The following is a 26,153-nucleotide window of genomic DNA, read 5'->3' as shown; positions in this document are numbered from 1 at the left end:
TGTACGATGGGAACTCTGAACGGCAAGACCGCAATCGTCACGGGCTCGACCAGCGGCATTGGCCTCGCTTGCGTGCAGGCCTACGCCAGCGACGGCGCGAACGTGGTGATCAACGGCATGGGCGCGCCCGGCGATGTCGAGAAAACGCGTGCTGCGATCGAGCGCGATTTTTTTGTCAAGGCGATCTACTCGCCTGCGGACATGACGAAACCGAGCGAGATCGTCTAGCTCATCGCTCTTGGCCAAAGGACCTTCGGTGGCGTTGACATTCTGGTCAACAACGCCGGCATCCAACACGTTTCGCCGGTCGAGGACTTCCCTGCCGAGACGTGGGATGCGATCATCGCGATCAACTTGTCCGCCGCCTTCCATGCCATCCGTGCGGCGGTACCAGGCATGAAGACGCGCGGCTGGGGCCGCATCATCACAACGGCTTCGGCGCATTCGCTGGTCGCCTCGCCTTTCAAGTCCACCGATGTCGCGGCCAAGCACGGTATTGCGGGCCTCACCAAGACGGTCGCGCGGGAACTCGCCCGCTCGAAGATCACCTGCAACTGTATCGGCTCCGGCTACGTCTGGACGCCGCTCGTGGAAAGGCAAATTCCAAACACGATGGCGGCTCGTCGCATGCGGAGGGACGAGGTCATCAGCGACGTCCTACTCGCTGCGCAGCCGACCAAGGAATTCGTCACCGTCGAGCAGGTTGCTTCACTCGCTCTGTTCCTCTGCAGCGACGATGCCGCTCAGATCACGGGAGCCAACCTCTCGATGGATTGAGGCTGGACGGCGGCATAGGCGGTTCAATTCACGGAGCCTTATCATGTCTTTCTCTCAAAGAGGCCGCAAGACCAGCCGCCCTTTCCAGCTCGATCTCGCGGACGGCAACAGCCAGGCCAACGCCCTGCGTAGACGCGAGGAGACTTTCAATGCGGATGTGATGCCCAGTAATGCCGAGCTGATGGGGCTCCGAGCGACTTCTATGCAACGACTGCTTTCGGGCCATCGCGCGGTCGGAAGCAGAGCCGAGGGTCAAATGGCAAGACTATTTCCCTATCGGCCTGAGAGACGCGGCATTACGACGAGGGCGGTTGACCCAAGTCAACACGAGCAAAGCCGAGTTCGAAGAATATCCAATTCGGACAGCCAACGGAGACGGTCATGTCGGAGCAGAGCAGTATGCATTGTTACCTGAATTCGGCCAAGGAGCGCATCGACGAAATGGATGCCGCTCCTCGCCTCGTTCGAGGTCAAGGCCGGCGAGGCCAAGGCCGAATCCAAGGTCAAAGCCGAGCAGATCATCGCCGATCTGAAGAAGCGTCGCGACGAATTCAAGGCGCAACTCAAGACACAAGCCGAAGCCGGCGAAGCGGCCTGGGCACGCAACAGGACGGAACTCGAGAAGCAGTGGAACGGCTTCGAAGCGCAGATGCAGACCTATTTCGAAAGCGCCGGCAGACAGATCGAACAGCAACAAGCGACCTTCAAGGACATCGCCGCCGCGCAGGCAAAGGCCTGGCGCGAGGCCGTCGACAAGTTCCGTGAAGCCGCGGGCAAAGTTGCCGCAACGCATACCGGGGATTTCGATGCCGCACTCAAGCAGCTGAAGTCCGACGCAACGGAGGCCGAAGCGCGCTTGCAGAAGCTGGAGCAGGCTGGCGGCGAGTCCTGGTCGGTGCTGAGCGGAGCGCTCGCGGAGTCCCGCAAGGCGTTCGATCTGGCCAATCAGGCGGCCTGGAATGCTCTTAGAGGTTCTGGCGCGAAGAGCTGAAGGTTTCTGACAAGCCCCGCCTCAGGCGAAATGCGCTGGGGAAGATTCGCTCAGTTCTCAACGGAGGTCGAGCGCTTGCGGCACAGCGTTTTGACCGCGGAGTCGATCACCTTGGTGAAGCAGGGGAGCGGCAAATCTCTCTGGGAGACAATTCCGGCCCCTGCAATAGCCCGTTACCATCAAGGGCGCGAAATCGTACAAGATCGTAGCTTGGCGGGTAAAATCGCAGGATTGGTAGCGGGGGTCCGCTACATCGCTAAACCCACTATTTCGGAGGCCCTGTTTTGTATCGGCGCGCAGCGTAACTGGCTTAGCGGCGCGTTGATTGTCCCCCAAATGCCGCCTTTTGTGCGCGAAGTACCGCTTCGAAAACTCCCGAGCAGGTTCAAATCTTGGACGCGCAACACCCGATTATTGCGTTTCTTACCGTAGGCGCACCTAGGATCCCACCGATTGCATCGGTTCGGCGCCAAACGTGAAGGGGACGAATGGCCTCGGTTCTGCAGTTATCGATTCCGCTTCTTCATGTGGGGCGCACCTTCAGCTCATGACGGCCGCGGCCGCTCGCTCGGCGATCAGGATCGTCGGTGTCTGAATGTTGCCCGAGATCATGATAGGAATCACCGAAGCGTCGGCGACGCGAAGCCCGTCGAGACCGTGAACCTTGAAGCTCTTAGGATCGACGACCGCCATCTTGTCAGTGCCCATGCGGCAGGTTGACGAGGCATGATACAGCGTCGTGCAATGGCCCCGCACATACTCGGCGATCTCGGCATCGCTTTCCGCCTCCGCGCTGGGCGTAACTTCACACTCGATCAGCTCCTTCAAGGGCGATTGTGCGGCGATGCGACGATTGATTCGGACGCCCTCGATCATGGTCCGCAGATCCTGACCGGTCGGATCGGATGAAAAGTAGCGCGGATCGATCGAGGGATACTCGAGCGGATCGGCCGAGCGCAACGTCAACTCGCCACGGCTATTTGGCCGCTGCAACGTTGAATGCAGCGTGATGCCAGGCTTCGAGGATAGGAAGCGCACGTAGTCGCGATGCGGGCTGATTGCGCCATAGAGCTGAAGATCGGGCTCGACTTCCGGACGGCTGCGCACGTGGGCGCCAGCGGCGACCCATGGAGAGGATCGCGGGCCGGTCCGGCTTTCCTGCCATTCCTTCAAGCTTGCCTCCAGACTCTCTTCGGTCCAAGCGCCGACGCCGATCCTTTCCTTGCTGTAGAACGTGATCGGAATGTTGATGTGATCTTGAAGGTCCTTTCCCACGCCGGGCAGGTCATGCACAGGCCTCACGCCAACGGTCTTGAGCTCGTCGGCCGGACCGATGCCCGAGAGCAGCAATTGCTGCGCGGAGCCGATCGCACCGGAAGACATCACGACATCGCCGGCCGCGTGTGCCGTGTTGATCTGTCCGTTTTCAAGATACTCGACGCCGGTCGCGCGGCCTTTCTCGATGACGACGCGGATCACACGGACACCGGTCTTGACCGTCAGGTTGGAGCGTTCCAGAGTGGGCCGCAAATAGGCCTTCCCGGTTCCGAACCGTTCGCCCTGCTTGATCACGAATTGGAAGAAACCTGCGCCTTCCTGGCTCTCGCCGTTGAAGTCGAGATTATGCTTGTAGCCAGCGGCCTTCGCAGCTTCAAGCCACAGCCGCTCATTGGGATCGATGAAGGGAACACTGGCGACGTATAGCGGACCGCTGGTGCCATGCAGCGGACTATCCGTGAAATCGGCGTTGTTCTCGAACGCTATGAAATCCGGCAGCACGTGGCGCCAGCCCCAGCCGGCGCAGCCGGCCTTTTCCCAGCCGTCATAGTCGGACGGCAGGCCGCGAATGTAGATCATCGCATTCATCGCGCCCGAGCCGCCCACCATCTTGCCGCGCGGCCAGAACACGCGGCGGCCCCGGCAACCTGCCTGAGGCTCCGTGTAGTAGCCCCAATCAACCGCCGTGTTGAACATCGTCGGCCAGTCCGACGGGATATCGGAAGCGAGCGGGGCCGCGCGGCCGGCCTCCAGCACCAGCACCTTGCGGCCCGGATCAGCGGACAGCCGGTTGGCCAGCACGCAGCCGGCCGAACCGGCGCCCACGATGATCGTATCGTACATCTCTCACTCCATCGGTCTAAAGCCTCTGCGCCGTGAAGCTCGCAGCTTGGCGCAGCGGGCGAAGTCGTTATTTCCTTACGCCGGCGTGTCGCCGGACACCTCGGTGGCGAGCGCGGGACCGCGCGTGCGCAGCCGGCGCAGTCTGTCCCAAATGTTCTCGCACAGGCCGATCAGGCCGTTCGGCATCAGCACCATGACGGCGGCGATGATGACCCCGAGCCCGAGCGAGCGGAATTCGCCGATCTCCCGCATCGCCTCATCGGCGGCGACGAGCACGATGGCGCCGACCAGCGGCCCCCATAGCCGTCCGATGCCGCCCACGACCACCATCGCGATGATGAAAAACAGTTGCGAGAACGACAGGACGCCGGGGCCGATCGCGTTGAAATGCGCGGCATAGAGTCCGCCGGCCAGTCCCGTGAAGAACGCCGAAAGACCGAACACGAGTAGCTGCATCTGGAAGCGGCTGATGCCGCGGGCCATTGCGCAGCCGGGATTGTCGCGCAGCGCGCGGAAGGCCAGCCCGATCGGGCCACGGATGATGGCCCAGGTGAACAGCATGGTCGCCGTGAACAAGATCACCACCAGCGCATAGTTGGCGACCAGGTATTTGGCCTTGAACATCGCGCGCGTGCCGAGGTCGCCGAAGCGCGCGAAGCCGACCGCACCGCCGGTGAACTGCCGACACTGCGTGCCGACCATGATGAAGCAATCGGTGTCGGTGACGATCAAGAGATACATCACCTGTGCGACCGCAAGGGTCAGAAGCGCGGTATAGGCGCCGCTCAGGCGCAAGCATGCCGCACCGATGACGAGGCCGAACACCACGGTCGCGGCCGCCGCGAGCGGCATCGCGGCCCAGACATTCATGCCGAAATAGAAGCACAGCATCGCGGTGGCGTAACCGCCGAAGCCGAACAGGGCCATCTGCGCCAGCGAAAAGACGCCGGCGAAACCAAACAGCAGGTTCCACTGCGAGGCGACGATTGCATAGAACAGGCCGAGCGTGACCTGGCCGATGACGTAGCGGCTGTCGACATAGAACGGGAGTGCGACGGCCGCGGCAAGAACAACGAGGCCGATCATGAGGTGAGCGAGATCCTGGCGTTTCACATTGACCTCACAGACGCCGCATTTCGACCCGGCCGAACAGTCCGCCGGGCCGGCGAATGAGCACCAGGATGACGATGGCGAGCAAGGCAGGGAAACCCCATCGGGCGCCGGCCAGGAACTGGACCACGGCTTCGACGATGGCGAGAGCGAAGGAGGTGATAATTGCGCCGGGCAGATTGCCGAGCCCGGCCACCACGCACATGATGAAGGCCTTCAGCATCGGATCTGCGCCGAGCGAGGGCGAGAGCTGGGTGATCGACGACACCAGCACTCCGCAAACACCGGCGAGTATTCCAGACAGGATCAGGACCTGCAGGTAGACACGCGCGACCGGCACGCCCAGCAGCTTCGCGGCATCCGGGTTCTGCGCCGTGGCGCGAATGGCCCGGCCGGCCTTGGTCCGAGCGAGAAACAGGGCGGTTGCGGCCATCAGCGCGATAGCGGCGATGATGATGACGAGGTTTTGCCAGGGCAGCACAAAGCGGCCGAGGCTGATCGAGCCTCCAACCGAGAGCGGTTGCCCCAGCGGCTGGCCGCCATAGAGCCGCAGCACGATATTCTCCAACGTCAGCGCGACGCCGAAGGTCGCGATCATGATGGTCGTTTCGAACGTCTCGGGGCTGCGGCGCGACAGCGGATAGGCGACCAGCATGAAGATCAGCGCACCGATCAGGCCTCCGACTGCGGCGGCAGCGAGCACCGCGACCGGAACGGGCCAGCCGAGCTGGCTCGCAGCCGTGAAAGCGGCGTAGCCGCCCAGTGTCAGCAGCGTGCCATGCGCCATGTTGAGCATACCGAGAGATCCCCAGACCAGCGAAAGGCCGAGGGTCGCCAGCGCATACAATGCGCCGGTGGTCATCCCGGCGACCAGCACGGGTCCTATGATGTCCACGTCGTCAGCCTCCGAGATAGGTTGCGAGGAGTTCGTCGCCCTGGAGCAGGACGGCAGGTTCGCCTGACCAGACGAAGGCGCCGTTGTCGAGCAGATGAATGCGATCGGCGATATCGGCGACGCGGGCGGGATTTTCTTCGACCAGCAAGATCGTGCGGCCGCTGGCCTTCAGCCGCGCGATCACCTCATAGATCTGCTCGATGACGATCGGCGCGAGGCCCAGTGACGGCTCGTCGATCAGCATCACGGAGCCCTTCATCATCAGGCCGCGGCCGATGCCGACCATCCGCCGTTCGCCGCCGGAAAGGCTCGCCGCGATCTGCGTCCGCCGTTCCGCCAGCTTCGGCAGCAGACTGAACACTTCATCGAGACGCCGAGCCACCGCCACCTGGTCGGAATCGAGATAGGCGCCCATCAGGAGATTCTCGAGCACGCTCATGCCGGCGAACAACAGATCCCCCTGCGGCACATGGATCACGCCATTGGCCGCGACGCGATGCGCCGGCAGGCCTGATATCGCGCGACCATTCAGCGACACCGATCCTTTGCGGACCGGAAGCAGGCCCGAGATTGCGCGTAGCAACGTCGTCTTGCCATGCCCGTTCGGGCCGACGACAGTGACAAGCTCGCCTGAATTCAGCGACAGCGATACGCCGGTGAGGACGTTGCGGGCGTCGTAGCCGGTCACGAGCCCGTTGACGGCCAGGCAGGAGGAGCCGATCGGTTCAGCCATGAGTGCTCATCTCCGACTGCTTGACGAAATAGGCCTTGAGCCGCCTGGTCGCGGCCTTGCCGAGATAGGTCTCCACCACGGTCTGGTCGTCGGCCACCGCCGAGGGCGCGCCCTCGAAGATCGATTTGCCATGGTGCATGATCACGACGCGCGTCGACAGGGAAAGCAAGAAGCGCATGACGTGCTCGATCAGCAGGATTGCGATCCCCGCTGCCGACAACCGTTTCACCACATTGGCAATACGGTCGACTTCCGACGGGCTGAGCCCGCCGACTGGCTCGTCGAGCAGCAGCAACTGCGGCGAAGTCGCAACCGCGCCTGCGATCATCAGCAATTTGCGGTCCAATACGGGCAGGTCGCGCGCGACGCGGTCCCGACCGGCGAGGCCGACGAGATCGAGCGCTGCTGCGGCGCGCTGCCGGGCGGCGCGGCCGATCGCAAAGCCGGGGAAGCGGCGGTCGGCATAGCCGAAATGGGCAGCAACCTCGATGTTCTCCTGGACCGACAGGCTGTCGAACGCCGCGTTGAGCTGAAAGGTGCGGGCAATACCGGCGCGGCATACTTCATGCGCCGCGAGTCCGGTGATATCGCGGCTTGCAAACAGGATGCGGCCGGCGCTGATGGAGGTGACGGCGGTGACGACGTCGAAGAACGTCGTCTTGCCGGCGCCGTTCGGCCCACCGAGACCGACCACCTCGCCGGGACGAACGGTCAATGAGAGACCGTCCACCGCACGGAGCGACCCAAAGGTCTTGGTCACGCTCTCGCAGACGAGTAGCGGATCGTTCGTCTGGCCGGAAGAGCTCACCTCGTCGGCCTCTCACGCCTTGATCCAGGGCGGCAGCTTCATCGCGTCGGTCGCGTAGAGCGAGGGCGCGATCAACTTCGGATCGATGCGGTAGTCCTGATGCTGCAGGAACTGATGCGCCATGCCGAGCGAAGGATCCTTGACCTGGGTCGGATAGCAGAAGGCGGACTGGCCTTTGGGATCGGCGTGGTAGATGCCGTTGACGCCGCGATAGATCAGCCGCTTCATCGCTTCCGACACCTTGCGGGTCTGCTCCTTGTTGCCGGATTCTCCCGCGCCGCCGGCGATCGCCGCCGACAGCGCGTAGTGCCAGAGCCCGTCATAGGTCTGCGATCCCGTGATGAAGGCGGCGTTGGCGCCGAACTTCTCGCGGTAGGTCTTGCGATAGCTGGCGGAGAAGTCATCGGGCAGGCAGCCGATCACGGTCGAATAGATCACCCCGTTGATCGCTTCCTTGCCGATCTCGCGGAATGCCGGAAGCGAGGGACCATATTGCATATAGACGAGGCTTTGCGTGGGCTCCGGCAGGAACTGGACCATGAATTGCGCCAGATCCTGCGGCAGGAAGTGCGTCACCGCGATCGCGGCCGGAGGGTCCTGCCGCAGCTTGGCGAGCGTCGGTCCCCATTGATTGGTTGGGAACGGGACGGTCTCGTAGAGCCCGAGCTCGAAGCCAAACTCCTTGACGCGGTCGCGGATCGCGTTGGCGATCACGATCGAATATTCGTTCGCCGATGGGATGATCGCGATCTTCCTGTTCGGCGGCGACCACTGCTTGGTGTCGATCAGCGACTTCAGGAACAGCAGGAAGCCCGGACCATAATAGAACTCGGGCGGGTCGCCCTGGAAGCAGGAATAGTAGCGCTGAGGGTCGCTGAGAAACTTGGTGTTGTGCGAGATCAGCGTGTTGTAATGCACGAAGATGACGTCGTTGTCGGCGGCGACATCCATCTCAACCATGTTGGTGCCGACGTTGTATCCGTTGATAATCGCAGTTGCCGAGTGGCGATCGATCAGGCGCTGCATCGCTTGCGTTACGATATCGGCCCCCATCTCCTTCGTATCTTCGACCTCGATCTGGATCGGACGTCCGAGAATGCCTCCGGCGGCGTTGATCTCCTCGGCTGCAAGCATGAGGCCATTCTTGAACTCGATGCCGTCAGCGGCGGCGAAGCCGGACATCGGCAGCGCCGAGCCAACCTTGATCGGGCTGCCCGCAGCGCGGGCACCATGGTTCAGGCTCGCCAGCAGTGCGATTGAGCCTGCGCCAGCGGCAACGCCGCCGAGAAGTGAACGTCGGTCAAGCATGATCGTCTGTCCCCTCGTTTATGGCGCGGACAATCCGGCGCCGAAGAAAGCGAGCGATGCATGGCGGCGGTCGTTGCAGGAACCATGCCATGGCATCCGGTAAACGCGATCCGCGAACCGCATCGCCAACTCAACCCACAGCGGGGAGCCTGGCTACGAGCTTTGCCGCCGCATCGACCACCGCGGCCTGATGCGGCTGCAGTTCGTTGCCGCCCCACCCTGCCATCAGCGGTTTCCACGGGTCCGCGATATGTGTCTTGACGCCGGAGAGCTCCTCGAGAACGGCAAGCCCGCAATAGGGGGCATACATCTCCGAATAACCGCCTTCATGCGTCATCAGGATGCGGCCGCCGCACAGCGACCTGGCGGCTGCGAGCAGCATGCGTGTCATCTCGCGATAGGCGGCCGACGACAGCATCATGCGGCCGAGCGGGTCGACACCCGACGCATCGAAGCCGGACGCCACCACGATCATGTCCGGCCGAAAGCGATCGAGCGCGGGAAGCACGACGCGTTCAAATGCCGCGCGATAGGCGCCAATGCCTGATCCTGGCGGCAGCGGGATATTGACGTTGTAGCCTTCGCCAGCATCCGCGCCGTTCTCGTCAAGTGAGCCGGAGTTCGGCGGAAACAGATTGTCCTGATGCAGCGAGATCGTCAGCACGCTGGGGTCCTCGTAGAACACGGCCTGGGTACCGTTGCCGTGATGCACGTCCCAGTCGACAATGGCGATGCGCGAGACGTGACCGGCCGCCTGGAGATGGCGGATCGCGATTGCTGCGTTGGAAAACAGGCAGAAGCCCATGCCGAGCTCCGGCCGGGCGTGATGTCCCGGCGGCCGGATCAGCGCATAGGCTGTCTCGACTGCGCCCGATGCCACCGCTTCGGCCGCGGCGATGGCGCCGCCAGCCGCCAGCAGCGCAATCTCGTAGCTGCCGGCGCCGAGCGGCGTCAGCTCGCTGGCGTCGCCGCCGCCGGCGTCGCTGAGTCGCCTGATATGGGCGATATGATCAGCGGTGTGGACGCGGGCGACCTCTGAAACCGTCGCCGGACGCGGCTTGATCTGCACAAGATGATCGAGCAGGCCGCTCACCTCGACCAGATTGCGGAAACGACGCTTGGTCTCCGAATTTTCCGCATGCGTACCAGGCTGGATTGTCAATCCGGGAGGAAACACCTGTGCCCAATTGCCGGTGTTATGCCACATGTAAAGTTCATGGCAGACGAACCCGGTAGCCATGCGAGCAATCCCTTCTAAAGAGCGCGCCGACTTTGTGCCAATCTACTCGACCGCGCTGATCGCCTCGTCAAAGGTATCCGCGATCTTGTCGGCGTGTTCCGTCGTGAAGGTCAGCGGCGGTGAGATGATGAACGTATCGGCGAGATTGCGGATCAGGATGCCCTTGGCGACGCAACGGTCCCAGATCCGCGCGCCGAAGTTCTCCGCGAGATCGAACGGCCGCTTGGTCTCGGGATCTGCGACCAGTTCGATCCCGACCATCAGCCCCTTGCCCCGTACGTCTCCCATGTTGGGATGGCGCTTCTGGATGTCCTTCAGTCGCGCCAGCAAATAGCCGCCCACCCTGCCGGCGTTGGCGGGAAGGTCCTCCTCCTCGACGATGCGCAGGTTCGCGAGCGCGGCGGCGCAGGCAAGAGGATGGCCGGCATAGGTGTTGCCGTGCATGAACGCGCGCGGCGTGAACTGCGACTTGTCGTCCGACTGGAACGCCGCCGCCACCTTCGCATTGATCAGCGTGGCACCGAGCGGGACATAGCCGCTGTTGATCCCTTTGGCGAAGACCATGATGTCAGGCTTGACGGCCCAGGCGCGGCTGCCGAACATGCTGCCGGAACGGCCGAAGCCGGTGACGACCTCGTCTGCGATCAGCAACACATTGTGCCGGTCGCAGACCTCGCGCACCAGCGGCCAGAAGTTCGCCGGCGGCACGATCACTCCGCCGGCACCCTGCACCGGCTCGGCCATGAAGGCCGCAACGCTGCCCGGCCCCTGGTAGATGATCTCACGCTCGAGTAACTCGGCGCAGAGACGGCCAAGCGCCTCCGGATCCGACGTAAACGGGTTGCGATAGACGTGCGGCGCCTCGACCTGGAAGAAGCCCGGCAGCAGCGGCGTGAACTGTTCCTTGTAGACGTTCACGCCGCCGGCCGAAAGCGCGCCCAGCGTCACGCCATGATAGGCACCACGCAGCGAGATGATCTTGGTACGCAGCGGTTCGCCGGCGAGCCGCCAGTATTGCTTGGCGAGCTTGATCGCGGCTTCGTTCGCTTCCGAGCCGCCGGACGAGAAGAACGCGCGAACCATGCCTTCCGGCTCGGCGAGCCGGCAGAGCTCGTCCGCCAGGGCTACTGACGGGCTGTTTGTGGTGTTGCCGAAGGTTGAATAGAAGCTCAGCCGATCGAGTTGCTCGATGATCGCCTGTTTGATCTCACGACGGCCATGTCCGACATTGACATTCCAAAGCCCCGCCTGTCCGTCGAGATAGCGGCCGCCCTGGCCGTCCGAGACATAGACACCGTCACCGCCCTCGATGCAGATTGGGGGGTTCTCGGCGAGGAAGTTGGCGTTTGCGAACGGGTAGACGACGTGACGAGTTAGCGTGTCGTTATTTCGAGCGGCTGCAACGGACATTCTTCGTTCCTCCGATCTTGGTTACCTCCAGGGGCATCGCGCTCATTCGCTCAGCTTAGACAGAGGGATAAATTTGGTCAAATGACCAATTTTGTGCAACATGCAAATTTGTGCGGCACGGAATCGACATGCCTTGCGCGCATGTGGAGAGAGCGAGAGAGCAATGACAACTGCAGGACGTGAGCAGACTGGCGCCAAGGGCGAACGAACGCGACGCCAGATCATCGAGGGGGCCTTGCACGCGCTGCAGACCGGAGGCGTCGCTGCGACAACGACGCGGGACATCGCGGCCGGTGCCGGCGTTCGCCTCGCCACACTGCACTATCACTTCGAAAGCAAAAGCGCGCTCCTGCTGGCTGTCCTCGAACATCTGATCGACGAAACGACCGCGGCGTTGCGCGCGGAAGCCGGCGACAGTGCAGATGTCGCAGGTTGTATCCGCGAATCCTTGCGCGCCGGCTGGCGCTTCCTCACGCGGACCCTCGATCTGCAGATCGTGCAGTATGAGCTCACTTTGTATGCGCTGCGGCGTGACGATGCGGCTGGGCTCGCCGCCTACCAGTATGACGCCTACGTCAAGGTCTATCAGGACCTCCTGCAAGGCGTCGCGGCGCGAACCGGCGAGCTCGATGCCGCTGGATGTGCCAATGTCGCACGTTTCATGCTGGCCGGCATCGACGGGTTGCTCCTGCAGGAGTTGGCGAAACCCAACAAGGCCCGGTCGTCGCGGGCGATCGAGGCGCTGATTGCGGCGACGCAGGCGTTCGCGGCCGGTCTGTCCGGCACCCGTAGGAAGCCGCGGGAACGTAAGCGAGTAACAGATTAGTCGCGACTGTATCAGGAGGGCGCGCTATAGCTCGGCGATCCGCAGCAATGACGTTCATTGCGAAGCTGCGCCTGCAAGAGCGCAGCGATGTGACGCAACGTGGGCATTTCGCAATTGATAAACTTCGCCACTTCAAGCGGAACCGCCGCGAGCGCGTCGAGTTCCGGCTCGCGACCGGCTCTGATGTCTTGCAACATCGATGTCGCGAACGGACCGGCTCGCCTGATTTCATCGATGAACTCCGCCATGTCGACTTCAGCCGGGCAGCCGACATGGTGGGACAGACTGACCACCTCCCGGGCGATGGCACAGGCAACCTCGAGGAGCTCCGAGTCCTGCCCGATTTGCTCGAGTGTGGCACCGGTCAGACCCGACACGAGGTTCGTGGAGGCATTGCGCACCATCTTGCGCCAGACCTCGCGGCGGATGTTCTCCTCAAGACTGACGGCGATGCCCGCCTCAGCCAGTTGCGCTGCAAGCGCTTCGGGTTGAGGCGCAGGGCCAATCGATCCGATCTTGAGCCTCTGTCGGCCAAAGATCTCGACCTCACCGTCGTCGCGCATTGACGCACGGCTGTAGACAACGCATCCGATCACCCGATCTGCGGGCAACAGGGCCTGCAGGTGCGCGCCGGGATGGATTGGCAGCATCGTCGCTGACAACGATCCTTCATTCTGGAAATACCACCAGGGGAGGCCGTTGACTGCAGGCATCACCCGCGCCATCGGCGCGAGAACTGAGGTGACCTGCGGCAATAGATCGGGCAGTGCCGTCGCCTTGGTTGCGATGATGACGACGTCACGATCTGCGAGCTCGTGCATCTCCCCGATTTTCGGAACGACGGTACGGACCTCGTCATTCTCGCGCCAGCGCAGACCATGCCTGAGGATGACATCTCGCCGTGCGCCGCGCGCGACTACCATGACCGGTTGGCCCGCCAGCATGAGACTGCCCGCTAGGGCAGTTCCAATAGCACCTGCGCCGACGATGCCGATCTTGAGCTGCACCGGGTCCACCCGACCGATCCGCAGCCAATCTCAAAACGGCTTGCCGCCTGCCGCGATCATGCGGCGGACGGCGGCGTCGAAGAACAGGCGGGCGAATTCGGCCTGCTCGATCAGCTTCTTCGAATTGGTGACGCACTGGTCCCGCACGGCCTGCGACAGGGTCGTGTCGGAGTCCGGGATCATGCCGGCCTGGCACTGGATCTCGCAGGCGCGCTGCACGGTCCAGAGCAGCATGAAGGCGCGTGGAATATCCGGCGCGCCGACGGCCACGCCGTGATTGCGCAGGATCAGGACGTCGCCATCGCCCAAGCTCTTGAGCATCCGCTCGCGCTCGTCGTCGAACAGCGTGATGCCCTCAAAGGCGTGATAGCCGACACGGCCGGCGAGCTGCGCACCGTAAAAATTGTCGTGACTGAGGCCGACTTCCTTCTGCGCGACCGCGGACATCGGCGTGGTGTGGGCGTGGATCACGCAATGCATGTCCGGCCGCGCCGAATGGATCGCGCCGTGCAACGCAAAGCCCGCCGGGTTCGGCTTGTAGTTGGACGTGCCGATGAGATGGCCGGAGACGTCGACGGTGAGCAGATTGTCCGGGGTGACCTCGTTGTAGTTGAGACCGAACGGATTGACGAGATAGCTGCGCCCGCCTGGCAGCCGCACCGAGATATGATTGAAGATCATCTCGGTCCAGCCGAAGAAGTCGACCAGCCGATAGCATAATGCGAGCTCGGACCTGAGCTCGTTCTCCTGCGACAGTTCCAGCGTTTCAACAGCCTGCATGACTAGCGCCCTCTCTGTTTCGAACCTCACACTTCCAATCACGAAGCCGCGGACCGCACGCCGAGATAGGCGTTGATCACGCTGGCGTTCCTTGCGACTTCGGCAGCCGGCCCCTCGAGAACGATCGCGCCGGATTCCATCACATAGGCGTAGTCGGCGATGCGCAGCGCCGCACGCGCGTTCTGCTCCACCAGCAGGCACGACACGCCGCGGTCGCGCAGCTCGGCGACCGACTTCAGGATGTCGCGCGTGATCAGCGGCGCAAGCCCGAGGCTCGGCTCGTCCAGCATCAGAAGCTGCGGCTTCGACATCATTGCACGCCCCATCGCCAGCATCTGCCGCTCGCCGCCGGACAATGTGCTGGCAAGCTGCATGCGGCGCTCCTTGAGGCGCGGCAGCAATGCGTAGACCTCCGCCAATGTTCCGAGATAGGTCTTGTCGCCGCGGCGATAGCGCATGAAGGCGCCGAGCAGGAGATTGTCCTCGACGCTCATCGCGCCGAACAATTCGCGTGTCTCCGGGATCAGCGTCATGCCGCGCTCCACCAGCGCCTCGACGCTCGGCTGCTCGGTTGCGGTCTCGCCGAAGAAGCTGAGCCGGCCACGCACCGGAAGCTGCCCCATCAGCCCGCTCAACAGCGTGGTCTTGCCGGCGCCGTTCGGTCCGATGATGGAGACGATCTGGCCGCGGCGGATGGAAAGGCTGACGTTGCGAACGACTTCCACCCGGCCGTAGCCGATATTGATGTCGTCAGCCGCAAGCAGGACGTCCCTGTCGGGTACGAGGTTCATTCCGCGCCCCCGAGATAGGCGTCGATCACCTTTGGATTGGCCTGGATCTCCTTCGGCAATCCCTCGGCGAGCTTCTCGCCGAACTGCATCACGACGACGCGGTCGGCGAGATTCATCACGAAATCCATATCGTGCTCGACGATCATAATCGCCACGCCTTCTGCCTTGAGCTGCAGCAGGAGCTCCGCCAGCGCCTTCTTTTCGAGGTGACGGAGGCCCGCGGCAGGTTCATCGAGCAGCAGCAGGCACGGATCGGTGCAGAGCGCGCGGGCAATCTCGAGCACGCGCTGCTGCCCGAGCGCGAGGCTGCCGGCGCTGCGATCGGCGAGCGCGCCAAGCCCGACGCGCGCAAGCTGCCGCTGCGCCTCAGCGATCAGCCGCGCCTCTTCGGCGCGGTCGAGCCGGAGGCTTGCGGCGAGGAGGCCCGACGTGCTGCGCGCGTGCGCACCGAGCGCGACGTTCTCGAGGACCGTCATGTCGGGGATGATGCGGACGTGCTGGAAGGTGCGGCCCATACCGCCGAGCGAGAGCGCGCGGGTCGAATAGCGGCTCTCATTGCCAAGGAAGTTGACCGAGCCCGACGTTGGCGGCTGCACGCCGCTGATGACGTCGAACAAGGTGCTCTTGCCGGCGCCGTTCGGACCGATCAAAGCGAGGATCTCGCCAGCGGAGACATCGAGGCTGATGTCGCGGTTGGCCGCCACCGCGCCGAACAGCTTGTGGACGTTGCAGACCGAGAGGATGGCCCGGCCGCGCGGCGGCTTCTCGCGTTCCGGCAGCGGCTTTGCTTCGACCGCGACGCGCGCGGCGGGAACATCGAGACGCAATAGCCGCATCAAGGCCGGCCAGATGCCTTCGGGCAGGAACTGCAGCATCGCCACCGCCGCGACGCCGAATACCACGATCTCGAAATCACCCTCGATCCCGATCAGCGATGGCAGATGCGACTGCAGCCATTGATTGCTCAGGACCACGATGGCCGCACCCGTCACCGCGCCGGCGATGCTGGCCGCGCCGCCGATCACCACCATGAACAGATACTCGATGCCCTGGCCGAACGAGAACGGCGACGGATTGAGGAAGCGCTGGAAATGCGCGTAGAGCCAGCCGGCCAGCGCCGCCGTCAGGCAGGCGATCACGAAGCTCGCGATCTTGAAACTATGCGTATCGACACCGACGCTCTCGGCCATGATCGTGCTGTAGCGCAGCGAGCGGATCGCGCGACCGGGGCGCGAATCCAGAAGGTTGCGTAGCCCGAGCATCGACAGCAGCAGCGCGCCCCAGATGCCGACATAGAAGGATTTGGGGTCGCGCACCTGGTAGCCAGCGATCGAGATTGCGGGGATATCGGTCATCCCCGCCTGTCCGCCGAGGCCGGGCAGGCTGCCGAACAGATAATAGGCGATGATCGCGATCGCGAGCGTCGCAAGCGGCAGATAGTGACCTGAGAGCCGGACCGTCACCAGCGAATTCAACAGCGCCAGCAGGAAGGCGACGATGAGCACGGCGAATAATGTCAGCCAGGGCGAGACGCCGTGCACCGAGGTGAGATAGCCCGTGACATAGGCGCCGACGCCGACATAGGCGGCCTGCGAGAACGAGGTCAGGCCGGCGACGCCCGTGAGCAGCACCAGCCCGAGGCCGACGATCGCGGCCAGCCCGACATAGTCGAGCAGCGCGATGTCATAGTCGGACAGCAGGAAAGGCGCGGCGATGGCGGCGAGGACGAAGCCGATTTCGATCAACTTCTTGATCTGCTGCTTGCGCCGCAACTCGCGCGGATCGAAGTCGTCGAAGGTCTTGGTGTGCGCATCCTCAGCGGCCTCTTCCTTCTCGTGCCGCGTCATCCGCAGCGAGCGGAACAGGAGGATCGGGATCACCAGGCTGAAGACGATGACTTCCTTATAGGTGCTCGCGGCGAAGGCGGAGTAGCTCTCAAGCGAGCCAATCAGGATGGCGCCGACGGCGGACAGCGGGAAACTGACGAGACCGCCGAGAATGGCAGCAACAAAGCCCTTCAGGCCGAGTAGGAAGCCGGTATCATAGAGAATAGTCGTTGTCGGCGCGATCAGGACGCCGCAGACCGCGCCGATCGCGGCCGCAACCAGAAAGGAAATGCGGCCGGCGAGTTCGGTCGAGATGCCCATCAGCCGCGCGCCGGAGCGGTTGATGGCGACCGCGAGCATTGCCTTGCCGTAGAGCGTGCGCTGCGAGGCGTAATACAGCGCTGCGATGGTCAGCAGCGTGACGGCCAGGATCAGGAAGGTCTGGCCGCCGACCGGCACGTTCATGATCCTGACTGCGCCATCGACCAGCGGCGCCGAACGCTGGCCGCTCGGCCCGAACATATACAGGCCGAAGCCGACCATCACGAAGTGCAGCGCGACCGAGACGATCATCAAGACCAGTACGGAAGCGCCGGCGATCGGCTGATAGACGAGGCGATAAAGCAACGGCCCGATCCCGCTGACGACTGCGATCGCGATCACCGCGCGCGCCAGCAGCGGCAGCTCGTATTTCGATCCGATGAAGGCGAGGATGACAACGATCAGCGGGATCGCCACCCGGCTGAGCGAGGCGCGCAACAACGGCACCAAGCGCGTGCCGCGGTAGCCGCTGAGGAGATCGACCGCGAGGTGGAGGACGAGTAGCGCGAGCAAAAAGCCGATCGTGCCGGGCGTCCGGCCATCCTGCAGCATCGTGAAGGTCAGCGCGCTGAAGGAGACGAACTCGCCTTGCGGGATGAAGATGATGCGGGTGACGCTGAACAGCAGCACAATCGACATTGCGAGCAGGCCATAGACGAGCCCGTTCGCGATGCCGTCCTGCGCGAGATAGAGCGCGACGAACGCGTTCACGAGGTTTGCTCCGGATGCCGCGGCATGCGCCTGCCTACCGTCCGCGCGCGCCGGGCTTCGCCCCAACCGCGCGGCGGCAGACGAGCTCTCACTTCACCAGCGACCAGTTGCCGTTCTTCACTGCGACCATGACGATGCTGCGGCCATCGAAGCCGCTGTGGTCCTGCGGCGTCATGTTGTAGACGCCCTGCGCACCGACCAGCTCTTTCACGCCTTCAAGCGAGTCGCGCAGCGCCGCGCGGAACTCCGGCGTGCCAGGCTTGGCCTGCTTCGTCGCGAGCGGGATGGTCCGCTCGAGCAGGAGACCGGCGTCATAGATGTTGGCGCCGAAGGTGCCGGGCTCGACATTGTAGAGCTTCTTGTAGGCGTCGATATAGGCGCGCGCGACCTTCTGCGACGGCACGTCGTCGCCGATCTCCGAGATCACCAGCATCGGGCTTGCGGCGAGGAAGGTGCCCTCGACCTTTTTGCCGCCGACCTTCAGGAATTCCGGCGTCGCCGCGCCGTGGGTCTGATAAATCTTCCCCTTGAAACCCTGGTCGACCAGCGTCACTTCCGGCAGCACGGTGGAAGCGCCGGCGGTGCCGATCAGCACGGCATCGGGGGAAGCGGCGCCGATCTTGAGGATCTGGCCGGTCACTGACGTGTCGGTGCGCGCGAAGCGCTCCTCCTGCAGGATCTTGAGGCCGGCCGGTGCTGCGGCCGCCTTGAAGGACGCAGCGAAATTGTCGCCGAGCGGATCGCTGGTGCCGATGAAGGCGACAGTGCTGACGCCATTCTTCTTCATGTGAGCGACGATCGCGTCCATCACAATATTGTCGTTCTGCGTGGTCTTGAACACCCAGCGCTTCTTGTCGTCCATCGGAAGCACCACCGCGGTGGTGCCAACCGGCGCCAGCATCGGCGTCTTGGAATCCGCGATGAACGGCAGCACGGCCACCGCGTTCGGTGAGCCGGAGGGACCGATGATGGCGTCGACCTTGTCCTCGATCAGCATCTTCTGCACGTTCTTGGTCGACTGCGTCGGATCGCTGTTGTCGTCCATGTAGATGTATTCGACGGCGAGATCGCCGATCTGCTTCGGCAGCAGCGCCGCGGTGTTCTTCTGCTGGATGCCGACCACGGAGATCGGGCCGGTCGAGGAAGCGATCACGCCGATCTTGACTTGGGCGTTGGCCGGGGCACTGGCGGTCGCAGCCAGCAAGGCTGCCGTGACGATCAATCTGAGCATGACGATCCCCTCTTGCTGGTTCTTTCGCGAATGTCGCGGCCGCAGTCCGCGTCGCATCATCTGCGGCTGCGCGATCGGCGCTATCCAAGTAACAAGCAAATTACTCGCGACTTCACTGGAATAGTCAAGCAATTAACTTCGGCGAAAGCCGCCCCTTATCGCGGCATCCTGCATGTTTCGCAGTCAATAGTGACTGCCGCTGCGACGCCCGTAAGTTACGGCGAAAGGTTCTCGAAGATCCGCGCCGACAGCGAATTGAGCAACTGGATCTCGGTCTTGGACAGGCCGCGCAGCGCTTCCTTGAACACGTAATTGACCTTCTCGCGCGTGCGATCGATCAGCGCGCGGCCTTCCGCCGTGATCAAGACCTCGGTGGAGCGCGCGTCAGCGCTGGAGGTGCGCACCGTGACCAGCCCCTCGCCGGCCATCCGCGTGATGGTCTTGGCCATGGTCGAAATGTGGACCACGCATTCCTCGGCGATCTCGGACACCGTGATCGGTTCCCGCTCGACCAAGAGGCTCAATACCCGCCAGCGCGCGACGTCGATGCCGATTGGTTTCAGGACCGTGTTCATGCGCGCATAATAGCGCGCAAGCATGCGAACTGTCTGGTAGAATGGCGAGCGGCTGACGACGAAGCGGCTATCCTCGCTCTTTACGTGGAGCTTGATCTTGTCCAAGTCGCTCTTCCGCATGTCCTTCCCGGGTCAATGCCGTTCGCCGGCACGTGACCGGCGCCGACACCACTCCATTAAGATAAAGAATCGTCGAATGCGAGAGCTTTGATGATTGAACCGCGCCATGCGCCAGTCATTCGTATGGCGACGCATACGGCCGAACGCCGCTTTACGCGGCGCACAATGGGCGATCTTTGTGCAGAGATGCTAGATTTTTCGCTGGAATATTCCAGTAATTCTGCTTTCATCAACTTGCGCCGGGGTGACTTCGCCCGGCCAATAAACGGAGAGAAGACAGATGACCCCTCCGCTGAAGACAGTCGCCCGCGACAGCGGCTCCACCGCTCCTGCGCCGGACAGCCGGCATGACAGCCTGTCGGCGCTGCTCGCCGACATCCGCGCACGGCGATCCGAATTCGTTGCAGCGCAAAAGATTCCAGCCGACATCATCGAGGGCTTCAAGCGGCTCGGAGTCTATCGCGCGATGGTGGCGAAGCGCTTCGGCGGCGAGGAGCGGACGCCGGCGGAGTTCTGCCGCCTGATCGAGACGATCTCGGAGGCTGACGGATCGGCGGGCTGGGTCGCAAGCTTCGGCAGCGCCGCCTGCTATCTCGCCGCCCTGCCGGAGCCGACGTTGCGCAAGGTCTACGCCAAAGGGCCGGACGTGGTGTTCGCCGGTGGCCTGTTCCCGCTGCAGCCGGCCAGGCGCAGCGCGGATGGCTTCGTGCTCAACGGCGTCTGGAAATTCTGCAGCGGCGCCAGCGGCGCGGAACTGATCGGCGCCGGCATCATGGTGGAGAATGACTCCACCGGCGGCCTGCCGCGCGTCGCCGTGATGCCGGCGGAGAAGGTGACGATCCGTCCCAACTGGGACGTGATCGGCCTGGAAGGCACCGGCAGCCACGACATCATCGTCAAGGACGTGGTGGTGCCGGAAGAATGGACCCTGATCCGCGGTGGTCCGGCAAGCCTCGATGCGCCGATCTACCGCTATCCCTCGCTTTGTTTCGCAGCGCAGGTGCTGGCGATCGTCGGCATCGGCGTGGCGCGTTCGGCGCTGGACGACGTGATCGCGATGGCCGGCAGCCGCGCCTCGATCACCGGCGCGCCCGTGATGGCCGATCGCGGCTATGTCCAGCTCGAAGTTGCACGAGCCGAGGCGATGCTGCGCTCGGCGCGCAGCTTCTTCTATGACGCAACCGACGCGCTGTGGAGCGAAGTGCTCGCAGGCGCGCCGACGCAAAAGACGATGACGCTGATGCGGCTTGCGGCCACCAACGCCGCGCGCTGCGGTGCAGAGGTGGCGCGCATCGCCTGCGGCCTCGCCGGCACTACCTCGATCTACACGACGCACAATCTCGCGCGCGCGATGTGCGACAGCCTCGTGGTCGCCCAGCACGCCTTCCTCAGCGAAGGCACGATGCAAAGCGCCGGCCGAATCCTGCTCGGCCTGCCGGCGCAGCCCGGTTTCCCATAACGCACAGCCGCCATTGCCCGTGACCCGCCGCAACAAGGACTCTCTCCGATGACCCTGACCGCGCAAGCCGATCCCGACATTCGTCCACTGATCCAGCCCGACCGCGCCAAGACCACGCTCTACACCGATCCGGAGATCTTCTCCGCCGAGATGCGCAAAATCTTTGAAAACACCTGGGTCTGGGTCGCGCATGCGAGCGAGATCCCGAACCCCGGCGACTTCAAGACCGGACAGGTCGGCCCGCATCCCGTCATCATCGTGCGCGATCGCAAGGGCGCCGTGCATGTCCACGTCAATCGGTGCCGCCATCGCGCCGCGACCGTCTGCGAGGTGAGCAAGGGCAGGACCAACAGTTTCGTCTGTCCCTATCATGGCTGGAGCTACGCGCTCGACGGCAGCTTGCGCGGCGTGCCCTACGAGAAGGGCTACGAGGGCTCGCTCGACAAGAGCCAGTTCCCGCTGCGCTCGCTTCGGGTCGAGGAGTATCACGGCATGATCTTCGCGACCTTCCGCAAGGACATCGGGCCGCTCGTCGATTTCCTGGGGCCGGCGAAGAAGTGGATCGACCTGTTCATGAAACAGGGTGCCGGCTATCCCGTCACCACACTCGGCGAGCACAAGTTCCGTTTCCCCGGCAACTGGAAGATCCAGCTCGAGAACACCACCGACGCGTATCACTTCCCGTTGGTGCACAAGTCGTTCCTGACCGCGACCGACAAGGAGACGCAGGCCAGCCTCGACATGCTGAACAAGGGCGGCTTCGTCGAAGATCTCGGCAACGGCCACAGCGTGATGGTGATGATCCCCGAACTGATCGACCTCGAGGACAACCTCGATGCGCCGATTCCGGAGAAATTCAAAGACCTCGCAGCCGAGCTCGCCAAGGATCACGGTGACATCGAGGTGCGGCGGATCGTGCGCGCGGTCGGCGGCTCCGGCTTCAATCTGAACCTGTTCCCCAACGTCGCCTGCTCGATGGCGTTCTTCCGCGTGCTGCAGCCGATCTCGGTCGAGGAAACCGAGATCCGCCACATCGCGATCGGCATGAAGGGCGGTCCTGCAGCCGGCAACCGCGCCCGCATGCGGCTGCACGAATTCTTCCAGGGCCCGATGGGCTTCGGCAGCCCCGACGACGCCGAAGTCTGGGACCGCGTGCAACACGGTGCCCAAGGCGATCATGATCTCTGGGTGATGCTCAACCGCGGCCTCGCCACTGAGAGCGCGACGGCGGAGGGCCATCGCCGCAGCGACGTCTCGGCCGAGACCGGCATGCGCGCCGCCTACGCGCAATGGGCGCGGATGATGGCTGTGTGATCAGGAGAAATTGATGACGACCCAACCGATCACGCTCGACGAGGCGATGGCCTTCACCTGGTATGAGGCCGACCTGCTCGACAGCGCGCAATATGATGAATGGCTGACGCTGTGGACCGCGGATGCACACTACGTTGTACCGATCGAGCCCGGCGCGACCGATTTCGAGAATTCGCTGAACTACGCCTATGACGACCACACGATGCGCGAGAAGCGCGTATCGCGATTGCGCAGCGGCCTCTCGATCTCCGCCTCCCCGGTCCCGCGCACCATCCGCATCCAGTCGCGCTTCCGGCTTCTGAAGTCCGATGCTGACGGTTGCGACCTGCGCTGCGCCCAGATCCTCACCGAATTCCGCCGCGGCCGCGAGCGCAATTACACCGCCGATGTCGAATTCCGCCTGGTGCGCGATGACGAGAAGCTGAAGATCGCGCAGAAGGTGGTGCGGCTGATCAACTCGACGGAAGCTCTCACCGGCATCGGGTACATCCTATGAGTGGTGCTACCGAACAGAGCCGCATTGCGGTCGTCACCGGCGCCGGCAACGGCCTCGGTGAGGCGATCGCGAAGGCGCTGCATGGCGGCGGCTATCGCGTCATGGTCGCCGACATCGACGAGACGGCCGCGCAGCGTGTCGCCACCGCGCTCGATGCTTCCGGCGCAAGTGCGATCGCGCGGCGATTGGACGTGCGCGAGAAGGCGCAGTTCGCGGCGACACTTGATGCCGCGGTCGAGCGCTGGGGAACCGTGCATGCGCTGGTCAACAATGCAGCGGTGACCGTGGCGCGGCCGGTGATGGAGATCTCGCCGGACGAGTTCGACGCGGTGATCGCGGTCAACCTGCGCGGCACATTCCTGGGCTGCCAGGTGTTCGGCGCTTATTTCCGTGACCGCGGCCACGGCCGCATCATCAACATGGCTTCGCTCGCCGGCCAGAACGGCGGCACCGCGACCGGCGCGCATTATGCAGCCTCCAAGGGCGGCATCGTCACGCTGACAAAAGTGTTCGCGCGCGATCTCGGCCCTTCCGGCGTGACGGTGAACGCGATCGCGCCGGGGCCGATGGATACGCCGATGGTCCATCGCACACTGACGCCGGAACGGCTCGCAGGCTTGAAGGCGACGATCCCCGGCGGCGAGATCGGCGATCCCGTTTTCATCGGACAGCTCGTGCTGCAACTGGCGGCGCCCGCGGCGGCCTTTGCGAATGGCGCGACATGGGACGTCAACGGCGGACTGTATTTGCGATGAAATTGGATCAAGTCGCATCCGCAAGCGAGCTGCACTCCCTCTCCTGCTTGCGGGCGAGGGTCGGGGTAAGGGCGCCTCCGCGATTGACACTCTTTGAGCGGAGAGAGCCCCCGCCCGGCGCCGCGTGCCGACATCCTCCGCAAGCGGGAGAGGTGAAAGGCAGCGAGGGCGCGCCATGGTGAGCGAGGCAACCGTGGAAGTTCTCGTCGCGCGGCGCAGCGAGCCGGCGGATGGGATCATCGTGCTCGATCTGGTGGCGGAGGCGGGCACGACGCTTCCGGATTTCGAGCCGGGCGCGCATGTCGATGTCCATCTTGGCGATGGTCTCATCAGGCAATATTCGCTGTGCAGCAATCCGTCGGACCGCTCGCGCTATCAGCTCGGGATTCTGCTCGCCGACGGTTCCCGCGGCGGCTCCGCGGCAGTGCATCGTTCCGTGCACACCGGGGACAGGCTCCGGATCGGGCTGCCGCGCAATCACTTCCCGCTGGCGCCGGAAGCGCGTCAGACCCTGCTGATCGGCGGCGGCATCGGCATCACGCCCCTGCTCGCCATGGCCCATCACTGCGTCGGCAACGGCAAGGCATTCACCCTGCACTACTGTGCGCGCTCACGCAGCAAGGCGGCATTCCTTGAGGAGCTCGAGAAGGAACCGCTGCGCGACGCGACCCATCTGCATTTCGACGACGATGACCCGGCGCAGCGCTTCGACCCGGCGCGGGACCTGCCGAAGCCCGCGCCCGGCACGCATCTCTATATCTGCGGCCCGGTCGGCTTCATGGAATGGGTGATCGGCGAGGCACGCCGACTGGGTTATACCGAGACGCAGATCCATCGTGAATATTTCGAAGCCGAAGTGGACATTGCGGGCGACGGCTTCGAGGTGGCACTAGCACAATCGGGACGGACCGTGACGGTGCCGGCGGGTGTCACCATCGTGCAGGCGCTGGCGGACGCCGGCGTCAAGATCGAGGTATCCTGCGAGCAGGGCATTTGCGGCACCTGCCTATGCACGGTGATCGAGGGCATTCCCGATCACCGCGACCATTATCTTACCGACGAGGAGAAGGCGGCGAACGACCAGATCCTGCCATGCTGCTCGCGCGCGAAGACGCCGACGCTTGTGCTCGATCTCTAGCCGGAGACCCTCCATGACAACCACCATCGGCAAAGGCGATTACCGCGACGCGATGAGCCGGCTCGGCGCGGCCGTCAACGTGATCACGACCGACGGACCTGCCGGTCGCCACGGGCTGACGGCCTCTGCCGTCTGCAGCGTCACCGATGCGCCACCGACGCTCTTGGTCTGCGTCAACCGCACGGCAAGCGCGCATGCTAGCCTCGCCAGCAACGGCGTGCTGTGCGTCAACGTGCTGAGCGGTCGGCATCGCGACCTCTCCAGTGCTTTCGGCACTCATGGGCTCGGCGTGGCCGCGCGCTTTGCCGCGGGCTCATGGCGCGTGCTCACGACCGGCGCGCCCGTGCTGACCGACGCGTCTGTCAACCTCGACTGCCGCATCGTACGCACTGAGGAGATCGGCACCCACAGCGTGTTCTTCTGCGAAGTGGTTGACCTTGCCATGGCGCCGGATCCCGAAGCGCTGATCTATTTCAACCGCACCTACCATCATCTGCAGACCCGCCTGAGCAAAGGAGATCGTCTCCAATGAACCTCGAAGACCTTTCGGCACGGCTCGACGCGCTCGAAAAAGAGATCGATGCGTTGCGCGCGGAAGCCGACATTCGCCGCTTGCAGGCGCGCTACATGTTCCTGTGCGACACGCCCTGCCCCGAGACCGGCGTCGACGATGATGCCGAGCGCATCAACCGCATCATGGACCTCTACACCGAGGATGCGATCTGGGAAGGCGTCGGCAGCTACTACGACAACCAGTTCGGCCGCAGCGTCGGCAAGGCCGCGATCCGCAAGCATTTCGAGGGTTTTTGGGGCGCCAAGCGCGATCCTGCGCTGGTGCTCAACGTGCACTATCTGACGTCCGAACAGATCCACGTGCAGGGCGACCAGGCCGACGGCCAGTGGGTGCACTGCCAGCCCTGGATCTTCAGCGACGGCTCATCGCTGTTGCGCTCGAGCCGGCTCAACAACAGGTTCCGCAAGGTCGACGGCGTCTGGAAAGTATCGCGCACGCGCACCGAGAACGTCTTCGTGGCGCCGCTAAGCCCCGGTTGGGCCGAGAGCATTCCCGAACGTTCCGTGCTGATGCGGGTATAAGATCAGGAGTTCGTTTCGAGCCCCTCTCCATAACACCGCAGGGCTGTCCGGGGAATGAATCGCTATGTCGCAGTGCATGCTCGGCAAAACCGAGGCAAACCGGTCTTTTCTGGTTGTCGAGACACAGAAGGCCGAGCATGCGATTTCGCGGTAGCATTTTTGGGAAGCTCCTTGAACCGATCAGTCGACGGCGGTTTCAGACAGTTGTGGATGGTCTGGACGGGGATGGCTACGACAAGTCCTTCAAGAGCTGGGATCACCTGGTGGCGCTGATCTATGCGCAACTGAGCGGTCACGACAGTCTGCGCGGGGTGG

The 26,153-nt window shown here is 63.7% G+C and carries 24 protein-coding genes and 1 pseudogene; 11 read left to right on the top strand and 14 right to left on the bottom strand.

What is annotated here, in order from left to right; translation table 11 throughout:
- Positions 1 to 6 precede the first annotated feature (6 nt).
- A pseudogene (locus YY7_RS50065) lies at positions 7 to 777 on the top strand (3-hydroxybutyrate dehydrogenase).
- A gap of 445 nt (positions 778 to 1,222) precedes the next feature.
- Complete coding sequence (locus YY7_RS50060; RefSeq protein ID WP_349642642.1) at positions 1,223 to 1,768, top strand: hypothetical protein; 546 nt, start codon at positions 1,223 to 1,225, stop codon at positions 1,766 to 1,768.
- 540 nt (positions 1,769 to 2,308) lie between these two features.
- On the opposite strand, the gene YY7_RS0100120 is transcribed toward YY7_RS50060, so the two are convergent.
- From YY7_RS0100120 to YY7_RS0100085, 8 genes are all read right to left on the bottom strand, one after another.
- Positions 2,309 to 3,889 (bottom strand): GMC family oxidoreductase, encoded by a 1,581-nt coding sequence (locus YY7_RS0100120; RefSeq protein WP_028161460.1) that lies wholly within the window; start codon positions 3,887 to 3,889, stop codon positions 2,309 to 2,311.
- Positions 3,890 to 3,964: 75 nt separating this feature from the next.
- A complete protein-coding gene (locus YY7_RS50055; protein ID WP_245287129.1) occupies positions 3,965 to 5,002 on the bottom strand; it encodes a branched-chain amino acid ABC transporter permease in 1,038 nt (345 codons plus the stop codon).
- A gap of 7 nt (positions 5,003 to 5,009) precedes the next feature.
- Positions 5,010 to 5,894: a branched-chain amino acid ABC transporter permease gene (locus YY7_RS0100110; protein WP_028161459.1), complete on the bottom strand. Its 885-nt coding sequence runs from the start codon at positions 5,892 to 5,894 to the stop codon at positions 5,010 to 5,012.
- Positions 5,895 to 5,898: 4 nt separating this feature from the next.
- Positions 5,899 to 6,627, bottom strand: a complete 729-nt coding sequence (locus YY7_RS0100105; RefSeq protein ID WP_028161458.1) for an ABC transporter ATP-binding protein — start codon at positions 6,625 to 6,627, stop codon at positions 5,899 to 5,901.
- A complete protein-coding gene (locus tag YY7_RS50050; RefSeq protein ID WP_035688692.1) occupies positions 6,620 to 7,435 on the bottom strand; it encodes an ABC transporter ATP-binding protein in 816 nt (271 codons plus the stop codon). Before YY7_RS50050 ends, YY7_RS0100105 begins: the two co-directional genes overlap by 8 nt.
- Before the next feature lie 12 nt (positions 7,436 to 7,447).
- On the bottom strand, positions 7,448 to 8,743 hold the full coding sequence (locus tag YY7_RS0100095; RefSeq protein WP_028161457.1) for an ABC transporter substrate-binding protein: 1,296 nt from the start codon (positions 8,741 to 8,743) through the stop codon (positions 7,448 to 7,450).
- 130 nt (positions 8,744 to 8,873) lie between these two features.
- Positions 8,874 to 9,983, bottom strand: a complete 1,110-nt coding sequence (locus tag YY7_RS0100090; RefSeq protein ID WP_028161456.1) for a class II histone deacetylase — start codon at positions 9,981 to 9,983, stop codon at positions 8,874 to 8,876.
- 42 nt (positions 9,984 to 10,025) lie between these two features.
- Positions 10,026 to 11,393, bottom strand: coding sequence for an aminotransferase class III-fold pyridoxal phosphate-dependent enzyme (locus YY7_RS0100085; RefSeq protein ID WP_028161455.1), 1,368 nt, complete (start codon positions 11,391 to 11,393; stop codon positions 10,026 to 10,028).
- Between the two features lie 163 nt (positions 11,394 to 11,556).
- On the opposite strand from YY7_RS0100085, the gene YY7_RS50045 reads away from it, so the two are divergent.
- Complete coding sequence (locus YY7_RS50045; RefSeq protein WP_051396394.1) at positions 11,557 to 12,219, top strand: TetR/AcrR family transcriptional regulator; 663 nt, start codon at positions 11,557 to 11,559, stop codon at positions 12,217 to 12,219.
- Between the two features lie 11 nt (positions 12,220 to 12,230).
- On the opposite strand, the gene YY7_RS0100075 is transcribed toward YY7_RS50045, so the two are convergent.
- From YY7_RS0100075 to YY7_RS50040, 6 genes are all read right to left on the bottom strand, one after another.
- Positions 12,231 to 13,226 carry a ketopantoate reductase family protein gene (locus YY7_RS0100075; protein WP_196237190.1) on the bottom strand — a complete coding sequence of 332 codons (996 nt, stop codon included), beginning with the start codon at positions 13,224 to 13,226 and terminating at the stop codon, positions 12,231 to 12,233.
- A 30-nt stretch (positions 13,227 to 13,256) separates the two neighbouring features.
- The gene (locus tag YY7_RS0100070; RefSeq protein ID WP_028161453.1) at positions 13,257 to 14,006 is read right to left on the bottom strand and encodes a class II aldolase/adducin family protein; all 750 of its coding nucleotides are present in this window, start codon (positions 14,004 to 14,006) and stop codon (positions 13,257 to 13,259) included.
- A gap of 38 nt (positions 14,007 to 14,044) precedes the next feature.
- Positions 14,045 to 14,797: an ABC transporter ATP-binding protein gene (locus YY7_RS0100065; protein ID WP_028161452.1), complete on the bottom strand. Its 753-nt coding sequence runs from the start codon at positions 14,795 to 14,797 to the stop codon at positions 14,045 to 14,047.
- Positions 14,794 to 17,655 (bottom strand): ABC transporter permease subunit, encoded by a 2,862-nt coding sequence (locus YY7_RS64725; protein WP_028161451.1) that lies wholly within the window; start codon positions 17,653 to 17,655, stop codon positions 14,794 to 14,796. The genes YY7_RS0100065 and YY7_RS64725 overlap by 4 nt, the downstream gene beginning before the upstream one ends.
- 88 nt (positions 17,656 to 17,743) lie before the next feature.
- Positions 17,744 to 18,886: an ABC transporter substrate-binding protein gene (locus YY7_RS0100055; RefSeq protein WP_245287128.1), complete on the bottom strand. Its 1,143-nt coding sequence runs from the start codon at positions 18,884 to 18,886 to the stop codon at positions 17,744 to 17,746.
- A gap of 215 nt (positions 18,887 to 19,101) precedes the next feature.
- Positions 19,102 to 19,566, bottom strand: a complete 465-nt coding sequence (locus YY7_RS50040; protein WP_196237189.1) for a MarR family winged helix-turn-helix transcriptional regulator — start codon at positions 19,564 to 19,566, stop codon at positions 19,102 to 19,104.
- 295 nt (positions 19,567 to 19,861) lie between these two features.
- Here YY7_RS50040 and YY7_RS0100045 point away from each other — a divergent pair, with 295 nt between their 5' ends.
- From YY7_RS0100045 to YY7_RS59985, 8 genes are all read left to right on the top strand, one after another.
- On the top strand, positions 19,862 to 21,040 hold the full coding sequence (locus YY7_RS0100045) for an acyl-CoA dehydrogenase family protein (protein ID WP_051396392.1): 1,179 nt from the start codon (positions 19,862 to 19,864) through the stop codon (positions 21,038 to 21,040).
- Positions 21,041 to 21,088: 48 nt separating this feature from the next.
- A complete protein-coding gene (locus YY7_RS0100040; protein WP_051396391.1) occupies positions 21,089 to 22,354 on the top strand; it encodes an aromatic ring-hydroxylating oxygenase subunit alpha in 1,266 nt (421 codons plus the stop codon).
- A gap of 13 nt (positions 22,355 to 22,367) precedes the next feature.
- Positions 22,368 to 22,850, top strand: a complete 483-nt coding sequence (locus YY7_RS0100035; RefSeq protein WP_028161447.1) for an aromatic-ring-hydroxylating dioxygenase subunit beta — start codon at positions 22,368 to 22,370, stop codon at positions 22,848 to 22,850.
- Positions 22,847 to 23,605, top strand: coding sequence for an SDR family NAD(P)-dependent oxidoreductase (locus YY7_RS0100030; RefSeq protein ID WP_028161446.1), 759 nt, complete (start codon positions 22,847 to 22,849; stop codon positions 23,603 to 23,605). Before YY7_RS0100035 ends, YY7_RS0100030 begins: the two co-directional genes overlap by 4 nt.
- Before the next feature lie 175 nt (positions 23,606 to 23,780).
- Positions 23,781 to 24,743, top strand: coding sequence for a PDR/VanB family oxidoreductase (locus tag YY7_RS0100025; protein ID WP_210164672.1), 963 nt, complete (start codon positions 23,781 to 23,783; stop codon positions 24,741 to 24,743).
- A 13-nt stretch (positions 24,744 to 24,756) separates the two neighbouring features.
- Complete coding sequence (locus YY7_RS0100020; RefSeq protein WP_028161444.1) at positions 24,757 to 25,275, top strand: flavin reductase; 519 nt, start codon at positions 24,757 to 24,759, stop codon at positions 25,273 to 25,275.
- A complete protein-coding gene (locus YY7_RS0100015; protein ID WP_028161443.1) occupies positions 25,272 to 25,838 on the top strand; it encodes a nuclear transport factor 2 family protein in 567 nt (188 codons plus the stop codon). The genes YY7_RS0100020 and YY7_RS0100015 overlap by 4 nt, the downstream gene beginning before the upstream one ends.
- Before the next feature lie 137 nt (positions 25,839 to 25,975).
- The coding region (locus YY7_RS59985) for a DUF4372 domain-containing protein (protein ID WP_155254967.1) at positions 25,976 to 26,153 on the top strand (178 nt) is incomplete at its 3' end.

It is taken from the genome of Bradyrhizobium elkanii WSM2783, assembly GCF_000472865.1.
Taxonomy (GTDB): Bacteria; Pseudomonadota; Alphaproteobacteria; order Rhizobiales; family Xanthobacteraceae; genus Bradyrhizobium; species Bradyrhizobium elkanii_A.
Note: the sequence above shows the minus strand (reverse complement) of the source record. Positions and strands in the feature narration are given on the sequence as shown.